Source organism: Herbiconiux sp. (assembly GCF_023264855.1).
In the GTDB taxonomy this organism is placed as follows: Bacteria; Actinomycetota; Actinomycetes; order Actinomycetales; family Microbacteriaceae; genus Herbiconiux.
On the sequence record NZ_JAHFUW010000015.1, the window covers coordinates 56,283 to 71,565 of the forward strand.

The following is a 15,283-nucleotide window of genomic DNA, read 5'->3' on the forward strand; positions in this document are numbered from 1 at the left end:
CGCCCTACTGGGTGGGCGGGCCTTGGAAGGTGGTTCCGGTGCCGCCGCTGGGGAAGCTGGGGAAACCGGTGCCACCCGTCGTGGTGGAGGTGGACCCGCCGAGGCCGGTGAGGCCGGTGCTGTCGGAGGACTCGGTGTCGGAGTCGAGCACGTCGGAGTTCAGGTCGGCGAGCACGACCACGTCGCCCTCGGCGAGGCCGGAGGTGATCTCGGTGCGCTCCGAGCCCATGGCGCCGATCTCGACCGTGACGGGCTCGGATGATCCGCTCTGCAGAACGTCGACCGTGTAGGCCGAACCCTCGCGGTGCACCGCCGAGGTGGGCACGGTGAGCACCGCGTCCTGCGCGGCCACCGAGACGGCCAGCTGGGCCGAGGCGCCGTTCAGGACGGCCGCATCCGTGGGGTCGACGGCGATCGTGACGTCGTAGGACGGCGTGGCCGAGTCGCTCGAGACGTCGAGGATGCCGATCGAGCTGACCACACCGGTGAGCTGCGTGTCGGTGGAAGCGAGGGTGATCGCCGTGCTCTGGCCGACCGCGAGCTTCGCGACGTTCGCCAGGGTCACCGTGGACGAGACGACGTACCCGTCGTCGCCGATGATCGTGATGACGGCGGTGGTGGAGGCCGCGGTGACCGTGTCGCCCGCGGCGATCGAGACCGCCGCGACCGTTCCCGCGATGGGGCTGGTGAGCGTGGCGAGCGTCAGCTGCTGCTCGGCGATGGCGAGCTCGGCGGTCGCGAGGTCGATCTCGGCCTGGTCGGCCACGATCGTCTCCGCCGTGATGGTGGCGGACGTGCCCACGCCCGCCGCGCCGGTGCCGGTGCTCGTGCCGCCGGTTCCCGTGCCGCTGTCGGTGGCCGTGACGGCCGCGGCGAGGACGATCGTGGAGGAGGTGCGGGTCGAGGTGGTCTCGGCGGAGGCCTCAGGAGTGGCGGTGGGGGTGGGGGTCGCGGCCGGCGTGGGGGTGGGGGTGGAGCTGCCGCCGGTGTCAGAGCCGGTGGACGCGGCGACCGCGTCGGCGACGGCGGTCTGCAGGGCCGTGACGGCCTCGTCGAGCTGCGCCATCAGCGCGAGCACGGCGCTCTGCGCGTCGTTCGCGGTGGACTGCTCGGACTGCACCTCGGTGATGGCGCTCTGGCAGGCCGCCAGCTGAGCCTTCACGGTGTCCAGCTGCGCGTTCGGGTCGGTGGTGGCGCCGTCGTCGGTCGCGGATGCGTCGGTTCCGGATGCGTCGGTTCCGGATGCTTCGGCCGGGTCGGCCTCGGTGGCGCCGGAGTCAGTGGTTCCGGATGCGGGGTCGCCCGATCCGCCGGTCAGGTCGTCGAGGGTGGCTTCCAGAAAGGGCTGGCAGGTGGCGTCGGACGTGGCGATGGTCTCCTGGGTGGCCGCGACGGCCGCCGACGCGGTGGAGTACTGGGCGAGGAGGGCTTCCTGGGCCGACTTCACGGCGGCCACCGCGGAGTCGATCGCCGTGGTGTCGAGGGGGGTGCCGGAGCCGGAGCCGGTTCCCGTGCCCGGGTCTGTGCCCGTGCCCGTGCCGGAGCCGCTCCCGGAGTCCGCACCCGTGCCGCCGGCCGCCCCCGATCCCGTGCCGCCCGCGGCGCCGTCGGTCCCGGTGGCACCGCTGCCGGAGGGCGCGGATCCCGTCGCGCCGGTGGCGCCGGACGCATCCGTGCTCGTGGTCGAGCTGCTCGACGTGGACGACTGCGCGTCGAGGTCGCTCTCGAGCTGCTCCTCGGCGGTGGTGACGGCCTCTTGGGCCGTGTCGACGGCATCCTGCAGGTCGGAGGTGTCGAGGGCCGCGAGCTGCTGACCCGCGGTGACGGTGTCGCCGAGCGCGACCGAGACCGACGCGACCGTTCCGCCCACCGCGAATGCCGTGTCGCGGCGGGTGGCCGAGGCGAGCGTGCCGGTGAGGGCGAGGGTCTCGTCGACGGAGCCGAGCTCGGCGACCGTGGTGCGGTAGGAGCCGCCCGAGCCCTGCGAGAGGGCCAAGGCCGCTCCCGTGCCGGCCGCGCAGAGCACCGCCGTGGCCACGACGCCCGCGAGGATGCGCTTGGTGCGCCGCCGCCGGGCCTTGAGCTTCTTGGCGGTGAGCGGCTCGGGCGTCACCGGGGCCACCGCGCCGTCGGAGGTGGAGGCCACGACCGCAGCCGTCGGCTCGGCCGCGGAGGCGTCGTCGTTCGTGCGCTTCGCCATCTCAGCTTCCGCTCGTGGAGGTGCCGGTGCCGCTGTCGGCGCCCGGACGCTGGCCGGTGCCGGGGCCGCCGCCCATGCCGCCGCCGAAGCCGGTGGAGCATCCGGAGTCGCCGGCCTCGGAGACCGCGAGGGAGGTGGCCGCGACCGCTCCGCTGTCGTCGGACTCGCCCAGGGCCGTCACGCAGGCGCCCACCACGAGGGCCGAGGAATCGGCCGAGACCGTCTTCGTGTAGGTGGTGGAGTCGTCGACCGTGATGTCGCTGGTGGCGCTGGTGGCGCTGGCGCCGTCGGCATCCGTCGTCTGCACGGTGATGGTGCTGCCGCTGACCGCCGTCACCAGGCCGCTCGCGAAGCCGCCGAAGCCGCCCGCGCCACCGGCCGCCGCACCGTCGCCGGGCGCACCGGAGGGCATCACGCCGTCGGGCGCATCCGTCGGGATGGCGCCGCCGTCGGGGAGGTCGGTCGGCGGGGTGCCGCCGCCGGGCAGCCCACCCCCTGCGCCGCCGAAGCCGGTGCTGCACGCTCCGTCGACCGCGGTGCTGATCACCACGCTCGTGGCGGCGGAGGAGGCGGCATCGGTGGAGTCGGACGACGACGAGTCGCCCGATCCGGAACCGCCGCCGAACCCGCCGCTGATCGACGTCACGCACACGCCGGCGGTGACGTCGGACAGCGCCGCCGCCACGCTCTGCGTGATGGTGGTGGAGTCGCTGTAGCTCACGGCGGTCTGCGAGTCGGTGGCCTGCACCTGCAGGGTGGTGCCCGAGATCGCCGCGATCTCGCCGGAGGTGCCGCCGCCTCCCATCTGCTGCGGGCTGGGGGCGCTGGTCGCCGCCGCGGTCGAGCCGGCCGACTCCGACGAGGCGCTGGAGGAGCAGGCGCTCAGCGTGAGCACGCCGGCCGCGGCGAGCACGAGGCCGAGGCGGAGGGGGAGGGTGCGGGAGAGGGTCATGGTGTCATTCCTTGGTTCGGGTGGGATGTCGAGGAGGGGCTGCGGCTATTCGCTGCGCAGTGCGTCGATCGGGGCGAGCCGTGCCGCCCGGGTGGCCGGGTACACCCCGAACACCAGGCCGATCGCGATGGCCACGCCGATGGAGAGGGCGACCGCGGCGGGCGCGATGACGATGGAGGAGCCGATCACGCCGGGGAGGAGCAGCGCCGCCCCGCAGCCGAGCACCGCGCCGAGCACGCCGCCGGTGAGGCCGAGGATCGCCGCCTCCACCAGGAACTGCCGCCGGATGGCCCACGGCGGCGCCCCGAGCGCTTTGCGCAGGCCGATCTCGCGGGTGCGCTCGGTGACCGACACCAGCATGATGTTCATCACGCCGATGCCTCCCACCAGCAGCGACAGCGCGGCGATGCCGGTGAGCAGCACGGTGAGCGTCTGGTAGATCGAGGTGGCCGTGTCGACCAGCGCGTTCTGCGAGCTGATGGTGAAGTCGGCGTCGTCGGCCGAGCCGATCGAGTGCAGGTTCAGCAGCACCGTCTGCGCCTCCTGGTAGGCCGCCGCCAGCTGGGTGTCGGAGGCCGCCTTCACGTAGATGGTCGACACCGAGGCGGAGTCGGTTCCCCCGATCAGCTGGGTCGCCGCCGTCGAGAGCGGCACGATCGCCAGGTCGTCGAGGTTCGAGGAGGAGTCGGAGCCGGCGGATGCCAGCACGCCGACGATCTCGAAGCTGCGGTCGTCGATGGTGACGGTCTGGCCCACCACGTTCGTGGTGCCGAACAGCTCGGTGGCGGTCTCGGAGCCGAGCACGGTGACGGCGGCCGAGGAGGCCTCGTCGTCGTCGGTGATGAACTCGCCGGAGACGAGCTCGCGGGAGCGCACGTCCAGCCAGGAGGGCGTGGTGCCGGTGACGGTCGTGGTCCAGTTGGTGTCGTTGGCCTCGAGCGCGAGCGAGGTGCTCTTCTCGGCGGCCACGCCGGCGACATCCGGCGCGTTCACGTCGGAGTCGAGCGCCGTGGCATCCGCGGCCGTCAGCGTGGCGCTGGTGCCGAAGCCGCCGCGCACGCCCGAGCTGTCGGTGCTGGAGCCCGGCGAGACGATCAGCAGGTTGCTGCCGAGCGAGCTGATCTGCGAACTCACGTCTTTCTGGGTGCCGAGGCCGAGGCCCACGGTGAGGATGACCGCGGCGATGCCGATCAGGATGCCCAGCACGGTCAGCAGCGAGCGCAGGCCGTGCGAGCGCACGGCCGCCCAGCTGGTGCCGAGCGTTTCGGTCCAGTTCATGCGGCCGCGCCTCCGCCCGGGCCGGCGTGCCCGATCGCGCGGGCCGTCTCGGCCGGATCGGCGATCACCCCGTCGCGCACCCAGACGATCCGCCGGGCGCGTTGGGCGACCTCCAGCTCGTGCGTGATCAGCACGATCGTGCGGCCGAGCTCGTGCAGCTCGTCGAAGAGGCCGAGCACGTCGCGCGTGGAGACCGAGTCGAGGTTCCCCGTGGGCTCGTCGGCCAGGATCATCGTGGGCTCCGCCACCAGCGCCCGGGCCACGGCCACGCGCTGCTGCTGGCCGCCGGAGAGTTCGCCCGGCTTGTTGGCCAGGCGCGACCCGAGGCCCACCCGCTCGAGGGCGCGCTCGGCGCGGGCCCGTCGCTCGTGGGACGGCACACGGCCGTACATCAGCGGCAGCTCGACGTTGCGCCAGGCCTCGAGCGAGGGCAGCAGGTTGAACTGCTGGAAGACGAAGCCGATCTCCTTGTTGCGGATCTCGGCCAGCTCGGCCTCGTCGAGATCGTCGACGTCGTGACCTGCGAGCCGGTAGTGCCCGGTGGTGAGGGTGTCGAGGCAGCCCAGGATGTTCATCAGCGTCGACTTGCCCGACCCCGACGGCCCCATGATCGCCACGTATTCGCCCTGACGGATCTCGAGGTCGACGCCGCGGAGTGCCTCGAACTCGATCGTGCCGCTGCGGTAGACCTTGCGGGCGGCGGTGAGCTGGATGACCGGCTCGCCGTATTCCCCTTCGGGCATATGCGGCTGCACGGTCGGTGCGAGGGCGCTCATCAGTTGCCGCCCGTCTGGCCGGTGGGGGCCTGCCCGCCGCCGAAGCCGCTGGGGAGCTGGCTCGGGTCGAAGCCCTCGGGCAGGGTGCCCGTGCCGCCGCCCGGGAACGTTCCGGTGCCGCCGGTGCCGGAATTGCCGCTGCCCGGAGTGAACACGGTGACCTTCACGAGGTCGCCCTCGGCGAGGCCCTCGGTGATCTCGGTCAGGGTTCCGACGGTCTCGCCGACCGTCACCGTGGTGGTGGTCTCGTTCCCGTCGGCGTCGACCAGGGTCACGGTCGAGGCGCCGTCGGCATCCGTGGTCACGGCCGCGCTCGGCACGGTGAGCACGTCGGTGCGGCGCTCGTAGACGATGGAGGCGGTCACCGAGGTGCCGTCGTACAAGCCCTCGGGGCTGCCGGTCACGGCGACCGTGACGGGGTACGCGGCGGCGCCCGACGTGGTGGAGGGCAGCAGGCCTACCTCGCTGACGGTGCCGAAGATGGAGTCGCCGTCATCGGTCGACAGCTCGACCTGGTCGCCGGCAGCCACGTTCGCGACGTCGGTCTCGCCGACCGAGAGGCTGACCTCCCACGAGTCGGTGCTGACGATGGTGAAGGCCGCCGTGGAGGCGGTGCTGGTGGAGCCGGTGCCCGTGCCGGTCGCGCCGGTTCCGGATGCGGTCGAACCCGAGCCGCTCGAGCTGGAGGCCGATCCGCTCGTCGTGTCGCCCACCTCGAGGTTCACGGCCGTCACCAGGCCTGCGACCGGCGCCACCAGGGTGGCATCGGCGATCGCGGCGGTGGCTTTGTCGGAGGCGGCCTGGGCCACGGCCACCGCGGCCGCATCGGCGGCGATGGTGGCGGCCGATTCGTCGGTGCCGTCGTCGTCGGCCTCGGCCGAGGCGAGTGTCGCCGCCGCCTTGGCCAGCGTGGCCTGCGCCGAGAGCGCCTCGGCCTGCACGGTGAGGGTGTCGACGGCAGCCAGCACGTCGCCCGCGGCGACCGTCTGACCCGCCTGCACGTTCACGGCCGTGACGGTTCCGGCGACCGCGAAGTCGACGTCCTCCTGCACCGTCGGCGTGAGGGTGCCGCTCGTGTCGACGGTCTTCTCGAGCGTCTCCAGGCTCGCGGCCACGCTCTGCGAGGTGCTCGCCCGCTGCGCTTCGGCCGAAGCCGACGCCGAGGAGGTGCCGAGCACCGCCCAGGTCACCCCGCCCCCGACGATGACGACGGCGGCCGCGCCGGCGATGACCCAGGTGCGCGGGCGCATCCGTTTGATTCTCTTGGCGATCTTCACGCCCCCGACGCTAGGGACGGGGCTTATCAAGACCTTGGCGCGAACCTATGATGCGACTATGAATGCCATGACGACACCCCGCCGCGCTCTCGTGATCATCGACGTGCAGCAGCAGTACTTCGACGGCCTGCTCGAGATCCAGTACCCGCCGCACACGGAATCGCTGCCGAAGATCGTGCAGGCCGTGGATGCCGCCGCGGCGGCGGGCATCCCCGTCGTCGCCGTGCAGCACTCCAGCGGCAGTGGTGCACCGGTCTTCGACCCCGACTCCCCCGAGTTCGAGCTGCACCCCGAGATCGCCGGCCGCGCATCCGCCGACTGGAAGCACCTCACGAAGTCGTACGGCTCCGTGTTCGCCGGCACCGACCTCGCCGAGTGGTTGCGCGAGCGCGAGGTCGACACCGTCACCCTGGTCGGCTACATGACGAACAACTGCGTGCTCGCCTCGGCCGTCGAGGCCGAGTACGCCGGCTTCGCGATCGAGGTGCTGTCGGATGCGACGGGGGCGATCCACCTCACCAACGACGCGGGATCCGCCGATGCCCGCACCGTGCACGAGACGCTGATGGCGCTGCTGAACTCCAACTGGGCCGCCGTGATCGACACCTCCGGCTGGGTCGCCGCCGTCGAGGCCGGGACGGCCGTGGCCGGGAGCGACCTCGGCAGCTCGGCCGCCGCGGGTGCCGAACGCAACCGCGCGTCGTGAGGGCAGCGGGTGGGCCGCGCCGGCAGCGCAGCCCATCCGGGCACTACTCCTTCGTGCCGCCCGCCGTGAGCCCGCTCACGAGGAAGCGCTGCGAGAACAGGAAGATGATCAGCACCGGCGCCACCGAGAGCAGGGTCGCCAGCGCCAGCACGGGCAGCGAGATGGTGACCGACCCCGCCGTGGTGGGGTTGAACAGCGGCACGTTCGACAGCAGCTCCGCGAGGCCCACCTGGATGGGCGACTTGCGCCCGGGTACCATCACGAACGGCAGGAAGTAGTTGTTCCAGTTGCCCACGAGGCTGAAGAAGCCCACCAGCGCGATCACCGGTGTGGCCAGCGGCATCGCCACCTGCGCGAACACCCGGAACTCCCCTGCGCCGTCGATCCGCGCCGCGTTCAGCAGGTCGCGCGAGACCGCCGTCGAGAAGTAGATGTAGGTGAGGTACACCCCGAACGGGAAGAACGAGAACGGCAGGATGACCGACAGCGGGGTTCCCACCAGCTTCAGCGAGCTCAGCTCGAGGAAGATCGGCAGCACCAGCGCGGTGTTCGGGATGAGCATCACGATCAGCGTGGTGACCAGCAGCGCCCGGCGGAACCGGAACTCCACCATCGCCAGCGCGTAGCCGGCCGGGATGCTCACCACCAGCGTGATGATCAGCGCGACGCCCGTGTAGAGGGTGGCGTTGCCGAGCCACACCCACACGATGCCGTCTTGGAACGCCATCAGCTCGCCCCAGTTGCTGGCCAGCGTGTCGAAGGCGCCGAAGGTGAACGGGCCGTCGAGCAGCAGCTGCCGGGCGGTCTTGGTGGGCGCCAGCAGCAGCCAGACGATCGGGATCACGAAGAACAACAGGAAGACGCCGATGACGCTCCAGCCGAGCACGCGGCCGATCCAGCGGGCGGGACCGGGCCGGCGCGGCGAGGAGGGCCGCGGGGAGCGACCCCGGTCGCGGTCGCCCCGGCCGGGCGCCGCATCCAGCGACGAAGGTCGGGTGGAGAGATCAGTCGCGCTCAAAGAGTCCTCCTCGGAAGACGAACAGGGCCGAGAGCCCGGCGGCGACCACGAGCAGCAGCAGTGAGATGGCTGCGGATCCGTTGAAGTCGTTCTGGCGGAAGGCGAAGAGATAGGCCAGCTGGTTCAGCGAGTAATCCGGCGGCACGACGCCCTTCGACGCCTGCGAGAGCACGCGCGGCTCGACGAACAGCTGGGTTCCGGCGGCGAGCGACATCACGGCCATGTACGAGATCCACTTGCGCATCAGCGGGATCTGGATGTGCCAGGCCGTCTTCACGGGGCCGGCGCCGTCGATCCGGGCCGCCTCCATCACCTCGACCGGGATGTTGTTCAGCGCGCCGTACATGATGATGATCCAGCCACCGGCCCCCGCCCAGAAGGCGATCAGGGTGAAGATGACCGGCAGGTTGTCCAGCGACACCGTCTGCACGAAGGTCTCGAGACCGAAGGCGTTCAGGATGCCCGACACGGGGCTGACCGCGGGGTCGAGCAGGAACAGCCAGAGCATGACGCTCGAGGCCCCCGCGAGCGCTCCCGGGATGTAGAACAGGAAGCGCGACGCCGACGACAGCCAGCGCACCCGGATGGCGTGCACCAGCAGCGCCAGCAGCACCACCAGGATGGTGAGCGAGATCAGCCAGATCACCACGAACAGCGCCACGTGCTGCACGGCGGGCCAGAAGCGGTAGTCGGCGAACACCTTCACGAAGTTGTCGACGCCCACGAAGGCGCCGTTCTTGGTGAAGGCCAGGAAGACCGCGTACAGGGCCGGGATGATGCCGAACGCGACCAGCAGGATGGCGTAGCCGCTGGAGAAGACGTAGCCGATGCGGGTCTGGCTGGCATCGGGCTTGCGCCGACGGAGGCGGCCCCGCCGCCGCGCCTCTGTCTCCAGAGGGGCGACGGCAGGAGCCGTGGTCTGAGCCGTGGTTGTGATGATCAGTGCCTGTCTACTCGACGGTGCAGCTCCTCGCAGGGAGCTGTTACTTGACGGTGTAGCCCTGGACCTGGGCTTCGTTCAGGATCTGCTCGTGCCAGTCGGGCACGACGTCCGCGATGGTCTTGCCCTCGGCGAGGGCCGGCACGACCACCGCCGCGTAGGCGGTTTCCGGGCTGAAGCTCGGGAAGCCCCATCCGCCCCACACGCTGGCCGCTGCGGTGGAGACCGCCGACTTGAAGTCACCGGCGAAGAAGTTACTCTCCGCCTGGGCGTCGAGCCAGGTCGAGGCCGCCGAGTCGTAGGCCGGGAGACCGGAGTTGAGGGCCGCCGACTCATCGGAGGAGGTGGCGAACTCGAGGAAGGTCTCGACCGCGGCGAGGTTCTTCGAGTGGCTGGAGGCGTACCAGACGCCGCCGCCGACGTTGCCGGTCACCTTGTCTTCACCCTCCCAGTACAGGGGGTCGGCCGCACCGAACTCGCCGGCGGTGGCGTTGATGCTGTCGGGGTTCTGGAACAGCGCGCCGGCGTACCATGCCGGGCCCGGCATCGCGACGATCTTGTCGGAGTAGTTCTCGACGAAGGGGGCGCTGAACACGCTGTCCTGCACGAGGGTGCCGTTCGCCGACATGGAGTCGAGCATGTCGGTCATGGCGACCGAGTGGTCGTCCTCGAAGTCGGAGGAGAAGTCGTTGCCGTCGAGCTGGAAGATCGGCGCCTGGGCTCCCCAGTAGTAGACGTAGGTGCCCACGAAGCTGTCGCCGATCGAACCGAGGATGTAGCCGGGGTGCTCGGCGGCGAGCTTGACGCCGAGGGCCTCGTACTCCTCCCAGGTGGTGGGGATGTCGTAGCCGAACTGGTCCAGCAGCGGCTTGTTGTACCAGAGCACCACCGGCGCGAGGTCGTTGCGCAGGCCGTAGACCGTGCCGTCGACCGTCATCGGGTCGTTCGCGCCATCCGTGAAGCCGTTCAGGAAGTCGTCGCTGAAGTATCCCTTGTTCAGCGGTGCGGCGAAGGCCTGCACGCCGTTGGTCTCTTTCGCGGCCCAGGATGCGTCGTTGGTCTGCGTGGAGAACACGACGTCGGGCCAGCCTTCGCCCGACTGGTCGAACAGTGCGACCTTGGTCTGGAACGAGCCGGATCCGCCGGCGTTGCCGTCGTAGGTCTCGATGCTGATCGGCACGTCGGGGTTGGCCTCTTCGAAGGCCTTCGCGATCGGCTCGCGGGCCGCGTCGACCCAGACGGTGATGGTGCTGTCGGCCGTCTGCTCGGCCGTGGCGAATCCGTAGTCGCTGTTCACCTCGCCGCTGCCGCCGGCGCACCCGGCGAGGGCTCCGATGGCGACGGCCGCTGTGGCGGTCGCGAGGATTCGGGCGAGTGGGCGGCGGTGCTGTGCAGCCATGGGCGGTTCCTTCGTGTCGGCATCGTTGACGATTTGCCGCAGTGCGGCGTGACTCCATTAGATCATACATCTTACGTATGAGCCATAGTTAGCGCTGCCACTCCTTCCATCCTTGCATTTCCGCGGGATGGACCGCAGTGATCATACGTATCCGTCTACACTGACCGTCATGAGTCTGGCGAGCAGCCCTGTGGCATCCGGAATCCTGGTCAGCGGCGAGAAACGCGCCCCCGCGGCGCGACTGGGCGTGGCCGTGGTGCACGATCTGGTGACCGCCGTGGTGACCGGTGCGGTGAAGCCGGGCGAGCCGCTGCCGCCCGAGGGGGATCTGGTGAGCTCGTTCGGGGTGAGCCGCACGGTCATCCGCGAATCGGTCAAGCGACTCGAGGAGAAGGGCATGGTGACCGTGGCCCAGGGGCGCGGCACCGTGGTGACGCCGCCCTCGGAATGGAACCTGCTCGACCGCGTGGTGATCTCGACGATGATCGAGAACGACGAGACCCTGGGCATCCTGGACGAGCTGGCGCAGGTGCGCGGCGACCTCGAGTCGTCGATGACGGCGGAAGCGGCCCGGGTGCGCACGGACGCCGACATCGAGGCGCTGACGACGGCGCTGCAGGTGCAGCGGGATGCGATCGGCGACCTGGATGCCTTCCAGGAGCTGGACCGGCGCTTCCACGACGTGATCATGAAGACCTCGGGCAGCCGGCTGGCGGAGTCGATCGCACACACCCTGGTGCAGCGCGCCAGCGAATACGCGCGCTTCCACGGCGAGCCGGGGCCCGAGGGGCTCGCGCTGACGCTGGTCGAGCACCAGCAGGTGCTCGACGCAGTGGTGGCCGGCGACGCCGACACCGCCGCCGCCACGATGCGCGAGCACATCGCGCTCGCCTGGGAACGCCGCCGCCTCCCCCGCTGACATCGCTGCCGCCGACCACCCCGCCCGCTAGGACGTGTCTCATGCTGCTCGGGGTAACGACGGTGATGCCTCGGAGAACTGCGCCTCGCCGGCAAGAGAGGGCGAGTTTGGCCTAGGGGTTCACGATCGCCCGCCGTCTCATGAAGACGGCGAAGTTCCGTTCGACGACATTGCGCGCCCTAGAGTCGACACCATCGAACGCGCGCGGCCGATCGCCGGCACATGCCGGAGCTGGGGCTGATCTAGTCGGAAGGCTCTGAAATCACCGCGACGATGCCCGGCCGCGGACCCGATTGGGCCGCGTCCGCATCCGGCCGGGACCGTCATGGGCGACCTTCGACGACCCCGGGTGCAATGCGCGACCTGCCGACCCAGCCATGATCATCGTTGGCAAGCGCGAAGCGCGCGGCAGTCTCGTACGGTTCGGTACCCGGATGCTCGGCTTTGCAGGTAACTGCCGCGCGCTTCGCGCTTGCCCTCGATGACCGTGCCCGGTTCGCGGAGGCAGGTGGGCGTGGTCAGGCGGCTGGGCGGTGAGTGGTGCGTCGGCGGGTGGTCGGGATCGGCGTCTGCTCGATATCGATCCAGCGGGGTGGGATGAGGTGGGGCACACCCGTGCGCATGGTCAGTTTCCAGGCTGACTTGTGCAGGTGCGAGTGATGGAAATGGCAGAGCAGGACACCGTTGTCGATATCGGTACGACCCGGTGGATGATCGGCCGAAACCCACTCATCGGCATGGTGTGTTTCGCAAAACGACGGTGGTCGGTCGCAGTCGGGCCAGACGCATCCGCCGTCTCGCGCTGCGAGTGCCCGGTTCTGGGCCGGAGTGAAGAGCCGTTCTGTCTTGCCGTGGTAGAGCACCGCGCCCCGGTCGTTGAACAGGGTCGCGGCGACCGGAGAAGTGCAGCGCAGTTGGGCGATGGTGGAAGCGGGAATGGGCTCGTCGATGCCGTCAATCCACCCGACGCCGCGCCCTGTCTCGAGGTTATCGACCAGGATGTGGACGTTGACCGTGGTGGTGGCCCCGTTGAGGCGGGGCATATCGGGAGCGCCGGCGGCGCGGGCGATGAGTTCGGTGACGGTGTCGGCGTTCTTCTGCACCTGCGTGCGGATGTCAGCGGTGATGGTTTGCGTGACGAATTCGTCCTCACTGACGAACCGCGGGCCGCCGCCCGGTGAACCTGAGATGCGGGGGCTTTGCATGGCCTGGATGCTCGCCAGCCACACCGCGCCCTGTTCGGGTGTGAGGGCGAACCGGCCGCGGATCATCCCGTCGCTGGCCTGGCCGATGGTGAGGGAGCGCTGCTGCTGGAGTCGCTCATCCCGAGGCTCCGCACCGTCGGGGTCGATGACCTCGCGCAGGTGGGTGGCGAGCCGGGAGGCCTGATCGGCAGTGAGGCGCTTCGTGAGGGTCTCGTCGACGAGGGTCTGCTCGGCACTGGCCACAACATCGGGGGCGCATCCACGCTCCGACAGCTCGGCGCACCGGGTCACGATGATCGACGCCGTCTCGACTCCGAGGACACCCTCATCCAGAGCCTGACCGACGGCCGGGAACGGGGTCGGCCCCTCACCACCACCCAGAAGCACCGCACCACGCAAGCGCCGTCCAAGGCTGAGTCGGGTCTTGCTCTCCCGGGCCGAGGTTCCGGTGACGGTGGAGACGAGCTTGACGGGGCTGGTGAAGTTCTGCGACCTGCTCAAGCCCTCATCACCCAGCTCGCTCCGCGACCGCACCCCGACCTCACCAGCAACCCGAACCTGCCAGGCGGAGAGCGCACGCCCGGCGGCCTCGATCGAGGCCATGGCCTCGAGCAGATCCTCGTCTTGCAGCCCCGACAACACGGCCTTGATTTCACCCTCGTCACCACGGAGATCGGCGGTGATCCCCTGGAATCGAGCGGCTATTTGCATACTGAGATTCTATCAGAAAGACCTGATGAAAGCTCGAATAATTTGTGGCAAGTGGGCGCACGATCGACCGAAGAATCCACCAACACCGCCCATCCGGCCAGGCCCGCCCCATCACCGCAACAACGCCGGTGACGCCTCCACTCACCTGGCACGGCCCCCAATTCGCCGGGGCATCCGGTCAGGTCGCGAGGGGGCGGATGCGCAGGGTCGTGAGGCCGCCGTCGACGTCGAGGGCGGTGCCCGTCGTCGCGGAGGCCAGCGGGCTGGCGAGGGTGGCGATCGCGTACGCGACCTCTTCGGGGGTGACCATTCGGCCCGTCGGCTGGCGGGCATCCAGAGCCGCGCGCTCGGCCACGGGGTCGTCGTACTTCTTGAGGTAGTTCGACACGAACGGGGTGTCGACGGTGCCGGGGCGCACGCAGTTCACCCGCACACCCTCGCGCACGTGGTCGACGGCCATGCCGTAGGTGAGCGCCAACACGGCGCCCTTTGAGGCGCTGTAGAGCGCGCGCTCGGGGATGCCGTTGCTCGCCGACACCGAGCAGGTGTTCACGATCGCGGCGTGCGCCGAGCTGCGCAGGTACGGCAGCGCGGCGGCGCTCACGCGGGCGACGCCGATCACGTTGATATCCAGCACCCGGCGCCAGTCGTCGTCGCCGTTCGCCTCGACGGTGCCGATGGCACTCACGCCGGCGTTGTTCACCACGATGTCGATGCCGCCCGCCCACTCGGCCACGGCCGCGACGGCGGCATCCACCGATTCGCGTGAGGTCACATCGGCGGCGAACCCGGTGAGACCCTCGGGCAGGCCGTCCGCGTTGAGGTCGAGAACGGCCACGCGGGCTCCGCGGGCGGCCAGGTGCAGCGAGGTGGCGAGGCCGATTCCGGATGCCCCTCCCGTGACGATCGCGGTCAGCCCGGCGAACTCGCCGGCGGCAAGGGCGGCCGCGGAACCGGCAGTGGCGGCGCCAGCGACGGCGCCGGCGCCCGCACCCGCACCCGCACCCGCAGGGGTGGTCTCAGCAGCTTCAGACATGGCTCACGAACTCCTGGCGGGCGCGGCCGAGGCCGTCGATCTCGAGCTCCACGACGTCGCCGACGCGCAGGTAGGGCTGGCCCTCGATGCCCATCGCCACACCGGCGGGGGTGCCGGTGTTGATGATGTCGCCGGGCCGCAGCACCATGAACTGGCTGACGTACCAGACCACGTGCTGGATGCCGAAGATCTGGTTGGCGGTCGACCCGTTCTGCCGCTCCACGCCGTTCACCCAGAGGCGCAGGCCGAGCGACTGCGGGTCGGCGAACTCGTCGGCAGTGGCGAGCCACGGGCCGAGCGGGTTGAAGCCCTCGCAGCTCTTGCCCTTGTCCCACTGCCCGCCGCGCTCGAGCTGGAACTCGCGCTCGGAGACGTCGTGCGAGAGCACGTACCCGGCGATGTGCCCGGCGGCCTCCTCGACCGAGTCGAGGTAGCGCGCGGTGCGGCCGATCACGATGCCGAGCTCGACCTCCCAGTCGGTCTTGGTCGAGTTCCGCGGAATCGGCACGGAGTCGGATGCTCCGCCCAGCGTCGAGGGATCCTTCATGAAGATCACGGGCTCGGGCGGGTACGCGGCGCCGGTCTCGTCGGCGTGGTCGCGGTAGTTGAGGCCGATGCAGACGATCTTGGTGGGCTGGGCGACCGGGGCGCCGAGCCGGGCATCCTGGTCGGCCAGCGCGGTCAGCTCACCGGAGTCGAACGCCGCCTGCGCCCGCGCGGGGCCGTCGCCGGCGAGGAAGGCGCCGTCGATGTCGGCCGTCACCGAGGTGAGGTCGTAGGCGGTGCCGTCGATCAAGACGGCGGGGGTCTCCTGGCCCACGGGGCCACGGCGCTGGAACTTCATGCGAGGTGCTTTCTGGTCGAGG

Annotated in this window: 13 protein-coding genes; 2 read left to right on the top strand and 11 right to left on the bottom strand. The window is 70.4% G+C overall.

Annotated features, from left to right (window positions below; genetic code table 11):
• Positions 1-4: 4 nt before the first annotated feature.
• Genes Q0D75_RS08350 through Q0D75_RS08370 form a run of 5 tightly spaced genes read right to left on the bottom strand, consistent with a single transcriptional unit; the run spans position 5 to position 6,483 of the window.
• Positions 5-2,200 carry an HlyD family efflux transporter periplasmic adaptor subunit gene (locus Q0D75_RS08350; RefSeq protein WP_291051706.1) on the bottom strand — a complete coding sequence of 732 codons (2,196 nt, stop codon included), beginning with the start codon at positions 2,198-2,200 and terminating at the stop codon, positions 5-7.
• 1 nt (position 2,201) lies between these two features.
• Complete coding sequence (locus Q0D75_RS08355; protein ID WP_291051709.1) at positions 2,202-3,152, bottom strand: hypothetical protein; 951 nt, start codon at positions 3,150-3,152, stop codon at positions 2,202-2,204.
• Between the two features lie 45 nt (positions 3,153-3,197).
• On the bottom strand, positions 3,198-4,430 hold the full coding sequence (locus Q0D75_RS08360; protein ID WP_291051712.1) for an ABC transporter permease: 1,233 nt from the start codon (positions 4,428-4,430) through the stop codon (positions 3,198-3,200).
• Positions 4,427-5,206 (bottom strand): ABC transporter ATP-binding protein, encoded by a 780-nt coding sequence (locus tag Q0D75_RS08365; protein ID WP_291051715.1) that lies wholly within the window; start codon positions 5,204-5,206, stop codon positions 4,427-4,429. The genes Q0D75_RS08360 and Q0D75_RS08365 overlap by 4 nt, the downstream gene beginning before the upstream one ends.
• On the bottom strand, positions 5,206-6,483 hold the full coding sequence (locus Q0D75_RS08370) for a biotin/lipoyl-binding protein (protein WP_291051718.1): 1,278 nt from the start codon (positions 6,481-6,483) through the stop codon (positions 5,206-5,208). Before Q0D75_RS08370 ends, Q0D75_RS08365 begins: the two co-directional genes overlap by 1 nt.
• Positions 6,484-6,550: 67 nt before the next feature.
• On the opposite strand from Q0D75_RS08370, the gene Q0D75_RS08375 reads away from it, so the two are divergent.
• A complete protein-coding gene (locus Q0D75_RS08375) occupies positions 6,551-7,189 on the top strand; it encodes an isochorismatase family protein (protein ID WP_291051721.1) in 639 nt (212 codons plus the stop codon).
• A 43-nt stretch (positions 7,190-7,232) separates the two neighbouring features.
• Here the strand turns inward: Q0D75_RS08375 and Q0D75_RS08380 are convergent, their stop codons facing one another.
• The 3 genes from Q0D75_RS08380 to Q0D75_RS08390 all read right to left on the bottom strand — a co-directional run bounded on the left by Q0D75_RS08380 (position 7,233) and on the right by Q0D75_RS08390 (position 10,546).
• Positions 7,233-8,207: a carbohydrate ABC transporter permease gene (locus Q0D75_RS08380; RefSeq protein ID WP_291051724.1), complete on the bottom strand. Its 975-nt coding sequence runs from the start codon at positions 8,205-8,207 to the stop codon at positions 7,233-7,235.
• Positions 8,194-8,931, bottom strand: coding sequence for a sugar ABC transporter permease (locus tag Q0D75_RS08385; RefSeq protein WP_291051727.1), 738 nt, complete (start codon positions 8,929-8,931; stop codon positions 8,194-8,196). The genes Q0D75_RS08380 and Q0D75_RS08385 overlap by 14 nt, the downstream gene beginning before the upstream one ends.
• Before the next feature lie 259 nt (positions 8,932-9,190).
• A complete protein-coding gene (locus tag Q0D75_RS08390; RefSeq protein WP_291051730.1) occupies positions 9,191-10,546 on the bottom strand; it encodes an extracellular solute-binding protein in 1,356 nt (451 codons plus the stop codon).
• 169 nt (positions 10,547-10,715) lie between these two features.
• Here Q0D75_RS08390 and Q0D75_RS08395 point away from each other — a divergent pair, with 169 nt between their 5' ends.
• Positions 10,716-11,465, top strand: a complete 750-nt coding sequence (locus tag Q0D75_RS08395) for an FCD domain-containing protein (RefSeq protein WP_291051733.1) — start codon at positions 10,716-10,718, stop codon at positions 11,463-11,465.
• 518 nt (positions 11,466-11,983) lie between these two features.
• Here Q0D75_RS08395 and Q0D75_RS08400 read toward each other — a convergent pair.
• The 3 genes from Q0D75_RS08400 to Q0D75_RS08410 form a co-directional block, all read right to left on the bottom strand.
• Positions 11,984-13,273 (bottom strand): HNH endonuclease signature motif containing protein, encoded by a 1,290-nt coding sequence (locus Q0D75_RS08400; RefSeq protein ID WP_291051736.1) that lies wholly within the window; start codon positions 13,271-13,273, stop codon positions 11,984-11,986.
• A gap of 286 nt (positions 13,274-13,559) precedes the next feature.
• Positions 13,560-14,417, bottom strand: coding sequence for an SDR family oxidoreductase (locus Q0D75_RS08405; RefSeq protein ID WP_291051738.1), 858 nt, complete (start codon positions 14,415-14,417; stop codon positions 13,560-13,562).
• Positions 14,410-15,261 (bottom strand): fumarylacetoacetate hydrolase family protein, encoded by an 852-nt coding sequence (locus Q0D75_RS08410; protein ID WP_291051741.1) that lies wholly within the window; start codon positions 15,259-15,261, stop codon positions 14,410-14,412. The genes Q0D75_RS08405 and Q0D75_RS08410 overlap by 8 nt, the downstream gene beginning before the upstream one ends.
• Positions 15,262-15,283: the final 22 nt, after the last annotated feature.

What these genes read in the sequence shown, in the direction of transcription:
- Q0D75_RS08350 (WP_291051706.1), bottom strand. Translation starts at nt 2,200, where the DNA reads ATGGCGAAGCGCACGAACGACGACGCCTCCGCGGCCGAGCCGACGGCT.
- Q0D75_RS08355 (WP_291051709.1), bottom strand. Translation starts at nt 3,152, where the DNA reads ATGACCCTCTCCCGCACCCTCCCCCTCCGCCTCGGCCTCGTGCTCGCC.
- Q0D75_RS08360 (WP_291051712.1), bottom strand. Translation starts at nt 4,430, where the DNA reads ATGAACTGGACCGAAACGCTCGGCACCAGCTGGGCGGCCGTGCGCTCG.
- Q0D75_RS08365 (WP_291051715.1), bottom strand. Translation starts at nt 5,206, where the DNA reads ATGAGCGCCCTCGCACCGACCGTGCAGCCGCATATGCCCGAAGGGGAA.
- Q0D75_RS08375 (WP_291051721.1), top strand. Translation starts at nt 6,551, where the DNA reads ATGACGACACCCCGCCGCGCTCTCGTGATCATCGACGTGCAGCAGCAG.
- Q0D75_RS08390 (WP_291051730.1), bottom strand. Translation starts at nt 10,546, where the DNA reads ATGGCTGCACAGCACCGCCGCCCACTCGCCCGAATCCTCGCGACCGCC.
- Q0D75_RS08395 (WP_291051733.1), top strand. Translation starts at nt 10,716, where the DNA reads ATGAGTCTGGCGAGCAGCCCTGTGGCATCCGGAATCCTGGTCAGCGGC.
- Q0D75_RS08400 (WP_291051736.1), bottom strand. Translation starts at nt 13,273, where the DNA reads ATGGCCTCGATCGAGGCCGCCGGGCGTGCGCTCTCCGCCTGGCAGGTT.
- Q0D75_RS08405 (WP_291051738.1), bottom strand. Translation starts at nt 14,417, where the DNA reads ATGTCTGAAGCTGCTGAGACCACCCCTGCGGGTGCGGGTGCGGGTGCG.
- Q0D75_RS08410 (WP_291051741.1), bottom strand. Translation starts at nt 15,261, where the DNA reads ATGAAGTTCCAGCGCCGTGGCCCCGTGGGCCAGGAGACCCCCGCCGTC.